The sequence below is a fragment of the Streptomyces sp. T39 genome, from assembly GCF_008042045.1.
GTDB lineage: Bacteria > Actinomycetota > Actinomycetes > Streptomycetales > Streptomycetaceae > Streptomyces.
Genome location: NZ_RDBP01000051.1, coordinates 1 through 8,959 on the forward strand (window position 1 = coordinate 1; position 8,959 = coordinate 8,959).

Annotated in this window: 11 protein-coding genes and 1 pseudogene; 4 read left to right on the plus strand and 8 right to left on the minus strand. The window is 72.8% G+C overall.

Annotated elements, in window-relative coordinates:
* Together EAO77_RS31285 and EAO77_RS31290 are read right to left on the minus strand one after the other, a co-directional pair.
* On the minus strand, positions 1-323 hold a 323-nt coding region (locus tag EAO77_RS31285; RefSeq protein ID WP_147991718.1), incomplete at its 3' end, for an MFS transporter.
* A 63-nt stretch (positions 324-386) separates the two neighbouring features.
* On the minus strand, positions 387-986 hold the full coding sequence (locus tag EAO77_RS31290; RefSeq protein ID WP_147991719.1) for an NADPH-dependent FMN reductase: 600 nt from the start codon (positions 984-986) through the stop codon (positions 387-389).
* A 148-nt stretch (positions 987-1,134) separates the two neighbouring features.
* Between EAO77_RS31290 and EAO77_RS31295 the strand changes: the two genes are divergently transcribed.
* Positions 1,135-1,989, plus strand: coding sequence for a helix-turn-helix domain-containing protein (locus EAO77_RS31295; protein WP_147991720.1), 855 nt, complete (start codon positions 1,135-1,137; stop codon positions 1,987-1,989).
* A gap of 21 nt (positions 1,990-2,010) precedes the next feature.
* Here EAO77_RS31295 and EAO77_RS31300 read toward each other — a convergent pair whose 3' ends face one another.
* Positions 2,011-3,357 carry a 6-phospho-beta-glucosidase gene (locus EAO77_RS31300; protein ID WP_147991721.1) on the minus strand — a complete coding sequence of 449 codons (1,347 nt, stop codon included), beginning with the start codon at positions 3,355-3,357 and terminating at the stop codon, positions 2,011-2,013.
* Positions 3,358-3,452: 95 nt separating this feature from the next.
* On the opposite strand from EAO77_RS31300, the gene EAO77_RS31305 reads away from it, so the two are divergent.
* Positions 3,453-3,884 carry a YchJ family protein gene (locus EAO77_RS31305; protein ID WP_147991722.1) on the plus strand — a complete coding sequence of 144 codons (432 nt, stop codon included), beginning with the start codon at positions 3,453-3,455 and terminating at the stop codon, positions 3,882-3,884.
* Positions 3,885-3,992: 108 nt separating this feature from the next.
* Here the strand turns inward: EAO77_RS31305 and EAO77_RS31310 are convergent, their stop codons facing one another.
* The 4 genes from EAO77_RS31310 to EAO77_RS41115 all read right to left on the minus strand — a co-directional run bounded on the left by EAO77_RS31310 (position 3,993) and on the right by EAO77_RS41115 (position 6,599).
* Positions 3,993-5,210, minus strand: a complete 1,218-nt coding sequence (locus tag EAO77_RS31310) for an acyl-CoA dehydrogenase family protein (protein WP_147991723.1) — start codon at positions 5,208-5,210, stop codon at positions 3,993-3,995.
* Positions 5,211-5,215: 5 nt separating this feature from the next.
* A complete protein-coding gene (locus tag EAO77_RS31315) occupies positions 5,216-5,677 on the minus strand; it encodes an SCP2 sterol-binding domain-containing protein (RefSeq protein ID WP_147991724.1) in 462 nt (153 codons plus the stop codon).
* 212 nt (positions 5,678-5,889) lie between these two features.
* Entirely contained in the window at positions 5,890-6,147 is a 258-nt protein-coding gene (locus tag EAO77_RS31320; protein WP_147991725.1) for a hypothetical protein, read from the minus strand.
* Positions 6,144-6,599: a DUF6801 domain-containing protein gene (locus EAO77_RS41115; protein ID WP_315986122.1), complete on the minus strand. Its 456-nt coding sequence runs from the start codon at positions 6,597-6,599 to the stop codon at positions 6,144-6,146. The genes EAO77_RS31320 and EAO77_RS41115 overlap by 4 nt, the downstream gene beginning before the upstream one ends.
* Between EAO77_RS41115 and EAO77_RS31330 the strand changes: the two genes are divergently transcribed.
* Positions 6,543-7,448 carry a hypothetical protein gene (locus tag EAO77_RS31330; protein ID WP_187283500.1) on the plus strand — a complete coding sequence of 302 codons (906 nt, stop codon included), beginning with the start codon at positions 6,543-6,545 and terminating at the stop codon, positions 7,446-7,448. The genes EAO77_RS41115 and EAO77_RS31330 overlap by 57 nt on opposite strands.
* A 273-nt stretch (positions 7,449-7,721) precedes the next feature.
* Positions 7,722-8,708: an ABC transporter ATP-binding protein gene (locus EAO77_RS31335; protein WP_147991728.1), complete on the plus strand. Its 987-nt coding sequence runs from the start codon at positions 7,722-7,724 to the stop codon at positions 8,706-8,708.
* Here EAO77_RS31335 and EAO77_RS40580 read toward each other — a convergent pair.
* Positions 8,689-8,959, minus strand: a pseudogene (locus tag EAO77_RS40580) (ABC transporter permease); the annotation flags it as partial. The gene EAO77_RS31335 and the pseudogene EAO77_RS40580 sit on opposite strands and share 20 nt — an antisense overlap.

Here is an 8,959-nt window from a genome sequence, read left to right on the forward strand (position 1 = left end):
AGCCCGATGGCCGTGGTGGCCAGGGTCATCACCGAGACGACGAGGATCAGTGTCGGCCTGCGGCCGATCCGGTCCCCGAGGCGGCCGAACAGTGCCGCACCCACCGGGCGGAAGAAGAACGCCAGGGCGAACGAGGCGTACGTCTTCACCAGCGCCTCGATGTCGCCGCCGCCCTCGGGGGTGAAGAAGTTCGCGGCGATGACCGTCGCGAAGTACCCGTAGACGCCGAACTCGTACCACTCCACGAAGTTCCCGACCGAGCCGGCGACCAGGGCGCGGCGGGAGCGGACGGGCGGCACGGCCCGATCGGCGGAGGTAGTCATTCCCCTTCTCTGCCCGTACCGTCCGCACGCGAAGCACCGGTGTGCCGCCCGCCGTCCGGGGCCTCACGCCACGAACGGCCGCGCCCGGCGCCCCTCGGCCAGGGTCGTCGCCCACCACTCCAGACTGTCCAGCATCACCTTCGCGTCACCGGCCGGGCCCTCCGGCTCCCGCAGGGTGCCGTCGGGGGCGAACAGCTCGTAGTACCGGGGGAAGCTGACGTAGTCCCGGACGGTGTGCGCGTGCAGCTCGCCGAAGACCTGCCGCAGCTGTTCGATGGCGAGCAGCCCGCCGCTGCCGCCGCTGTAGCCCACGAACCCGACCGGCTTCGCCTGCCACTCCGTGTAGTGCCAGTCGATCGCGGCCTTGAGGGAGGCGGGGAAGGACCGGTTGTAGTCCGGCGTCACGACGACCACGGCGTCGGCCAGTGCCAGCGACTCGGTTAGATCCGCCATCGGGGCCGGGCGCTCCATGTCGGGCCGCACCGCGGGCGGCACCGGCGGAAGCTCCAGCGGCAGCGGGGTGTCGGCCAGATCGACGACATCGGCGGTGAACCGGCCGTGCTGCCGTGCCTGTTCGGCGAACCACTCGGCGACCACGGGGCCGAACCGGCCCTCGCGGACGCTGCCGACGACCACGGCGAGGCGGAGAGTCTCCTGCGACATGGGTGTGCTCCTGTTCGTCCTGTCCGGGCCGGCCGATCGGCGGGCCCGGACACCACGCTGCCGGGGCGGCGGGGGAGCAGGAAGACCGGGCGGAGGCTGGTAGTGGCAGGGCCACCATCCGCCCGCGGCGGGCTGTTACGTTCGACGCATGAGCGACAACGAGCTGGGGTTGTTCCTGCGTCTGAGGCGCGAGGCGGTCGCGCCCGCGGAGGTGGGCCTGCCCGCCGGGACGCGCCGGCGCACGCCCGGTCTGCGGCGGTCCGAACTGGCCACGCTCGCCGGTGTCAGCGTCGAGTACGTGACCCGGCTCGAACAGGGCCGCGACCGCAGGCCCTCGCCCTCGGTCCTCTCCGCGCTCGCCGACGCCCTGCGCCTCACAGCGGGCGAACGCGTGCACCTCCACCGGCTCTCCAAGGGCGCGGACGGCGGCTTCACCTGCATGGGTGCGGCGCCACCCGGCCGCACCGTCCGGCCCGGGGTCCGCGCACTGCTGGAACACCTGGAGCCGGCGCCCGCCGCCGTCGTCAACCGGCTCGGCGAACTGGTCGCCTGGACCGGGGGCTACGAGCGGCTCGCCGCTCCGCTGGGCATCCTGGACACCGACCCGCCGAACCTGACGCGCTACGTGTTCACCGACGCCCGGGCCCGGGACGCCTACCCCGACTGGGACCGGGTCGCCGACGAACAGGTCGCCACGCTGAAGCAGGGCCCGTTCCGTCACGACCCCCATGTCGACCGGCTGGCCGACGAGCTGACGGTGACCGCCGGTGCGGCCTTCACCGACCGGGTGCGGTCCGTGCCGGGCCTGCCCCGGCCGAACGGCGTCCTGCGGCTCGTCCATCCCGAAGCGGGAACGCTGCGTCTCTCCTACGAGCGGCTGGAACTGCCCGCGGACGACGACCAGTTCCTGCTGGTCCAGCTGCCCGCCGACGAGACGACCTCCCGGGCACTGGACCGCCTGGCCGGCCGGCGCCCGGGAGCACTGCGGGCGGTCACCGCCTGACCGCCCCGGCGGGGGCCGGGGTCAGCGCGCGGTGAGGTACGCGAGCCCCGGGTGCCCGGCGCGGTAGCCGTCGACCAGCCGGCGGGCGACCCCGACGGAGTCCACCAGCGGATGCAGCGCGAACGCCCGGACCGCGGCCGACACCGACCCGCTGTCCGCGGCCGCCAGCACCTCGCGCTCCACCGCCTTGACCGCCGTGACCAGGCCGACGGCGTGCAGCGGCAGCGGGTCGACCGCGACCGGGTGCGCGCCGTTGGCGTCCACCAGGCAGGGCACCTCGACGACGGCGTCCGCGTCGAGCACGGAGAGGGTGCCGCGGTTGCGCACGTTGAGGATGAGCGTGGCCCGCTCGTTCCGGGCGATGGCTCGCATCAGCGCGAGCGCCACCTTCTCGTACCCGCCGGACTCCAGGTCCTCCTCGGCGCGTTCGCCCGCGCCCGCGGCCTCCCGGTTGGCGGCCATGTAGGTGGCCTCCCGTTCGGCGAGGGTGTGCTGCCAGGCGGCCAGCGCGGACGTGCCGGGCAGACGCATCGCGTCGTAGAAACCCGCCTGCTGCGACCGCAGGAAGGCGCCCCTGGTCCGCTCGGCCTCGCGGTAGGCGCGCACGGTCTCGCGGTTGAAGTAGTAGTAGTGCAGATACTCGTTGGGGATCGCGCCGAGCGACCGCAGCCAGTCCGTCCCGAACAGCCTGCCCTCCTCGACCGACGCCAGCGCCCGGTCGTCCGCCAGCAGATCGGGCAGCCGGTCCCGGCCGTCGACGCGCAGACCCCGCAGCCAGCCCAGGTGGTTGAGCCCCACGTAGTCGACCCACGCGGTCGCCGGGTCGGCGCCGAGGACCCTGGCCACGCGCCGTCCGAGGCCCACCGGGGAGTCGCAGATCCCGATGACCCGGTCGCCCAGCACCCGGCTCATCGCCTCGGTCACCAGACCGGCGGGGTTGGTGAAGTTGATGACCCACGCGTCGGGTGCGAGGCGGGCGACCCGCCGGGCGATGTCCATGGCGACGGGGACCGTGCGCAGCCCGTACGCCACACCGCCGGCACCGACGGTCTCCTGGCCGAGCACCCCCTCGTCCAGCGCGATCCGCTCGTCCGCCGCTCGGCCCCGGAGGCCGCCGACCCGGATCGCCGAGAACACGAAGTCGGCGTGGAGCACCGCCTCGTCGAGATCCGTGGTCACCCGTACGCGGGGTGCCGCCGGGCCGTCCGCCGCCTGTTCGGCGAGCACCCGGGCGATGGCGTCCAGTCGCCGGGGGTCCGTGTCGTGCAGCGTCACCTCGGTGACCCTGCCCTCGCCGTGATCGGCGAGCAGCGCTCCGTACACGAGAGGCACCCTGAATCCGCCACCGCCGAGAATCGTGAGCTTCATGCCCGTACGGTACGTGGCGCCACCGTGGGCCCCGCCCGGCTCGCGGGGGCGGGCCGCGGGTGGGGCGAGCCGGCCGATGGCGGGAAGATGGAGCCATGGCACCTCGCATCAAGCGCCCCGGCCGCGCCGCTCCCGCCGCCCTCACCGCGGAGTCCCCCTGCCCCTGCGGCCTGCCCGCCACGTACGGGGAGTGCTGCGGGCGCTTCCACAGCGGCGAGGCGGCCGCCCCCACGGCGGAGCTGCTGATGCGCTCCCGGTACAGCGCCTTCGTCGCGCGCGACGCGGCGTACCTGCTGCGCACCTGGCACGCGTCGACCCGGCCGCCCCACCTCGAACTCGACGAGGCGATGCGCTGGTCCGGGCTGGAGATCACGGAGACCACCGACGGGAGCGCCTTCCACCCGCGCGGCACGGTCACCTTCCGGGCCCGCTACCGCCACCACGGCCAGCGCGGCGAACTCCACGAGCGCAGCGAGTTCGCCCGGGAGGGCGGGGAGTGGGTGTACGTGGACGGGGAGTTCCTGTGAGAGGGCCTCGGCAGGGGGCTGGACGGGGGCAGTCGCCCGTTCGCGTGCGCCCCTGCGCGTTCCCGCCCCTGTGCGTGCCCCCTGTGCGTGCCCGCCCCGGGGCGGGGCTCAACGGATCTGGCGGCCCGAGATCGCGCGGGCGATCACCAGGCGCTGGATCTCGCTCGTGCCCTCGAAGATCGTGTAGATCTTGCTGTCGCGGTACATCCGTTCGACGGGATGCTCACGGCTGTATCCCGCGCCCCCCAGGATCTGCACGGCCTTCTCGGTCGCGCCGACCGCCAGCTCACCGGCCCGGAGCTTGGACATCGATCCCTGCGCGGCGTCGAAGGTCTTCCCGTTGCGCGCCATCCACGCGGCCTGCCAGATGAGCAGCCGTACGGCCTCGATCTCGGTCCGTATGTCGGCGAGGGCGAAGGCGATGGACTGGTTCTCGATGATCGGGCGGCCGAAGGCCTCCCGTTGTCCGGCGTAGTCGAGCGCGTACTCGTAGGCGGCTCGCGCGATGCCGAGGGCCTGGGCGCCGACGGTGGGCCGGCTGACCTCGAAGGTGGCCATCGCCGCCTGCCCCTTGGCCTTCGTGCCCTCGCGGGCGCGGGCGAGCCGGGCGTCCAGCCTCTCCTTGCCTCCGAGCAGGCAGCCGCCGGGCACCCGTACGTCGTCCAGGAAGACGTCCGCGGTGTGCGAGGCGCGCAGGCCCAGCTTCCGGATCTTGCGGCCGCCCTCCAGACCCGCCGTGCCGGGCGGGACGATGAACGCGGCCTGGCCCCGTGCGCCGAGTGCCGTGTCGACGGAGGCGACGACGACATGGACGTGTGCGATGCCGCCGTTGGTGATCCAGGCCTTCTGGCCGCTGAGCACCCACTCGTCCCGTGCCTCGTCGTACCGGGCGCGGGTGCGCATGCCGGAGACGTCGGAGCCGGCCTGCGGTTCGGAGACGCAGAACGCGGCGAGTTTCGGCTCGGACGCGTCGCCGAAGCACTGGGGGACCCATTCGGCGAGCTGGTCGGGGGTGCCGGAGGCGAAGATCCCGGCGACCGCGAGGGACGTGCCGAACAGGGCCATGCCGATGCCGGCGTCGCCCCAGAAGAGCTCCTCGTTGGCGATCTGGAGGGAGAGGCCGGAGGGGTCGCCGTACATGTCGGCGAGGGACTCGAAGCCGTAGAGGCCGATGCCGGCCGCCTCCCGGATCACCGGCCAGGGGGTCTCCTCGCGCTCGTCCCATTCGGCGGCGGCGGGGCGCACGACCTCGGCGGCGAAGCCGTGCACCCAGTCGCGCAGGTCGCGCTGCTCCTCGGTCAGCTGGAGGGAGAAGAAGGAGGACATGGCGATCAGGCCTTCGGGATGTCGAAGTAGCGGGTCAGGCCGGAGGCGGTGACGACGTCGCCGATCACCCTGAGCCTGCGCATCATGAACATGGTCACCGGGTTGGCGTTGCCGGACACCAGCCGCAGGAACTCGGCGTCGCCCATCACCAGGGTGGTCCGCGGCTCGCGCTCGGAGCGGCCCTCGGTGACGGTGCAGGCGCCTTCGGCGATGGCCGTCTCGAAGACCTCGTCGCTCTCGCCGGTGATTTTCCACCGGATCAGGACGTCCTGGTCCCCGGCCGCCTCGGGGCGGAACTGCTGGTTCATCCGCCCGAACACCGCGCGGAGCACACGCATCCGCAGCTCGCCGCGCATGGTCTCGTCGATCTGCCTGCCGGTCAGGGCCTTGACGATCTTCGCGAATTCCTCGGGGGAGACCGTGGAGAAGTCGAGCCCGCCGAGGTCGCCGCTGATGTTGTCCGCCACGCCGCTTCCTTACTCCGAAGTAAACTTACTTTTGAGTAAGGTAGGGCAGGCCGTGTCCCCGGGCAAGGGCGGGGTGCGCCTGAGGGCGCCGTCCGGCGAGGGGCACGCACGGGCCCCGGGCGGCCGGGCCGGGCCCGTGGACGACGAAGGAGGCCGCCCCCCGCAGGGGACGGCCTCCTCAGGCTGTGGCGCGGTGCTCGGGCGCCGGGCGGTCAGCGCCTCCGGTCGGGCCGGACGGTCAGCCCGGGGTTGTACGCCGCGAGCACCTTGTTGGCCCGCGCCAGCGCGGAGAGCGCGTGCTCGCGGTCCGCCCGGTCCTCCGTGCACAGCGGTCCCCGGAAGCGGTGCACCTCCCGGGCCGCGCACTCCGCCTCGATCTCGGCGTGCAGGACGTGCGTGGGCATGCAGGAGCCGATCATCACGGCCACCCGGTCGGGGATCGGTACCGGGACGAGGTTGGAGGCGGTCACGTGGAGTCCTTGTCTGCTTTCTGCGTCGGGGGCCGTCGGTCGGCCGGCCCCCACCCCTCAAGGACTCCCGGAACGTGTCCCCGGGTTCCCGCGAAGGGGCGTCGTCGTGGGGCGACGGATGCGGTCGGCTCCGTCGCCCTGTGGTCTCGCGGGAGGTTCGCGCCACTCTCCGGCCCCCCGCCCCCAGCGGCGCCGCCGACACACCTTACGCGAACGTCCGCGGCCCTGGTGCCCTGGGTCACCAGGGCGGTGAGGGACACCGTGGCGGAGAGGGCGGAGGTGCCCTCGGGCAGCAGGCCGTCGAGTGCGGCGGGCGGGAGCGTCACCCGGGCGGTCACCCGGCCGGGCTGCACGGGCCTGCCGACGATGCCGGTGTCCGGGTAGGCGCCGGTGACGTGGATCCGCACCGGATGCTCGCCGGTGGTGAAGTCGCAGTCGTACGTGAGCTCCACGTCCGCGTCGCGCGCCTGCGCGGACGAGCCGGGGCCGTCGAGCAGCCGCCCGCCGCGCCCCCCACCGAGTGCCCGGCCCAGCCGCCGGCCGACGGCCTGGACGAGGACTTCGTCATCCAGCCGCCCCCGGGCGACCCGGTCCGGCTGTTCCACCCGCCCGCCGGAGGAAGCCACGGCTGCGCCTTCGCGGTCGGCCTCGCCAACGTGAAGAAGCTCGGCGGCGCGATGATCGTCAACGACCCGACCGGCACCCCCCAACTGCTCAACGCGCGGGCCGCCGTCAGGACGGCGACCCGGCTGCGCACCCAGCCGGGCGGCGCGTTCACCCGCATCGACTCCTACGGCGAGATGCAGCTCCCCGACGCCCGGTCCACCTTCATCGCCTTCGGATTCCAGCCGGTGAGCGCCAAGGTGGAGTTCACCACCGGACCCATCACGATCTCCACGGCGACCGTCGGTTCCCCGCCCGACCGCTACAACCTCGCCGTCGCGGGTTTCTACCAGTCCCTGCGGGTCCACGACGTGACGATCAACGGCACCCCGCTCGACGTCGGCGACAACTGCCGTACCGCACGGCCGTTCCCGGTCAGGCTGAACGGCGACTTCCCCGACTACACCAACGTCATCATCGGCGGCCCCCTGCGCGGCACGGTCACCATCCCGGAATTCACCGGCTGCGGGACGGGCGGCGAGGATCTCGACCAGCTCTTCACCGCCTCCCTGTCCGGCCCGGACAACCTGATCGCGATGAACCAGGGGCGCCTGTGCGTCCCCAGCGGCGGCGGCGTCAACGGCTGCCCGCCGGTGGTCCCCCCGCTCCCCGGTCAGGAACCCGACAAAGCCCCCTGACCCGGCCCGACGCCCCGTCGCCCCTCGTGGCCCGGCCCCCCGGGCCGCGAGGAACCCCACGGCCGGCCACCCCGCACTACGCACCGGAGGACAAGGTTTACGCGGCATGTTGTCACCGGATGACAAACCATCCGGTTCGGCCTGAAAGCGCTGGTCACAGCCATTGCCCAGGCCCCGCAGGCGAACGTAGCGTGCGGGCGCCCGGTGCGGTTCCGCCCCATTCGGCACGTGTGCCGCCACACGTGTGCGCACGTACCTGGACTGGGAGGTGAGATGGGAATCGAGGTAGTCGTCGAAGGGCTCACGAAGTCCTTCGGCAAACAGAACATCTGGCAGGACGTCACGCTCACCCTCCCCGCGGGAGAGGTCAGTGTGATGCTCGGCCCCTCGGGCACCGGGAAAACGGTGTTCCTGAAATCGCTCATCGGACTGCTGAAACCCGAACACGGCCGCGTTCTCATCAACGGCGTCGACATGGTGAACGGCTCCGAGAGGGACATCTACGAAACGCGGAAGCTGTTCGGCCTGATGTTCCAGGACGGCGCCCTTTTCGGCTCGATGAGCCTCTTCGACAACGTCGCCTTCCCGCTGCGCGAACACACCCGCAAAAAGGAATCCGAGATCCGGCGCATCGTCATGGAGCGCATGGAGATGGTCGGACTCGTCGGCGCCGAGGGAAAGCTGCCCGGAGAGATATCCGGCGGCATGCGCAAACGCGCCGGGCTCGCCCGCGCGCTCGTCCTCGACCCGCAGATCGTCCTCTGCGACGAACCGGACTCCGGGCTCGACCCCGTCCGCACCGCCTATCTCTCCCAGCTGCTCATCGACCTGAACGCCCAGATCGACGCCACCATGCTGATCGTCACCCACAACCTGGACATCGCCGCCACCGTCCCGGACAACATGGGGATGCTCTTCCTGCGCAACCTGGTCACCTTCGGCCCCCGAGAGGTGCTGCTGACCAGTCAGGAACCGGTCATCGCCCAGTTCCTGGGCGGCCGGCGCGAAGGCCCCATCGGCATGTCCGAGGAGAAGGACGCGGCCACCCTCGCGATGGAGCAGACCAACGGCCACGGGCTGCGTGCCGAAGCGCCCCGGACCGTGGTGCCCCAGCTGGAGCCCTCGCCCGGCATGCCCGTCCGCCAGGGCGCGCTGCGGCGCCGGGAACGCGTCCTCGGCATGCTGGGCCAGCTGCCGGAGGCCGCCCGCGCCGCCATCGCGCAGCACTACAGCCCGGCGGCCGGCGGAGTGCGCCCATGACCGCCCCGCCGCCCGTGCGGCCCACACCGCCGCCGGCCGACACCCCGCCCGCGAAGACCGCCCCGCCCGCGCCGAACGGGATGGAGACGAGGGCGGCGGGCAGGATCGTGACACTGGCGACGAACCAGAACTGCTCGATGAACTCGCGGAGCTGGAAGGGGCGCCGGAAGACGGCACGGGTGACGGTGGCGGCGAGGGCGAACAGCCGGCCGGTCTCGCGCAGCGGGGCGAGCGCCCTCGACGGGGGCTTC

Excerpts from the sequence above, each read along its gene's own strand:
- EAO77_RS31290 (WP_147991719.1), bottom strand. The coding sequence starts at position 986 with ATGTCGCAGGAGACTCTCCGCCTCGCCGTGGTCGTCGGCAGCGTCCGC.
- EAO77_RS31295 (WP_147991720.1), top strand. The coding sequence starts at position 1,135 with ATGAGCGACAACGAGCTGGGGTTGTTCCTGCGTCTGAGGCGCGAGGCG.
- EAO77_RS31300 (WP_147991721.1), bottom strand. The coding sequence starts at position 3,357 with ATGAAGCTCACGATTCTCGGCGGTGGCGGATTCAGGGTGCCTCTCGTG.
- EAO77_RS31305 (WP_147991722.1), top strand. The coding sequence starts at position 3,453 with ATGGCACCTCGCATCAAGCGCCCCGGCCGCGCCGCTCCCGCCGCCCTC.
- EAO77_RS31310 (WP_147991723.1), bottom strand. The coding sequence starts at position 5,210 with ATGTCCTCCTTCTTCTCCCTCCAGCTGACCGAGGAGCAGCGCGACCTG.
- EAO77_RS31335 (WP_147991728.1), top strand. The coding sequence starts at position 7,722 with ATGGGAATCGAGGTAGTCGTCGAAGGGCTCACGAAGTCCTTCGGCAAA.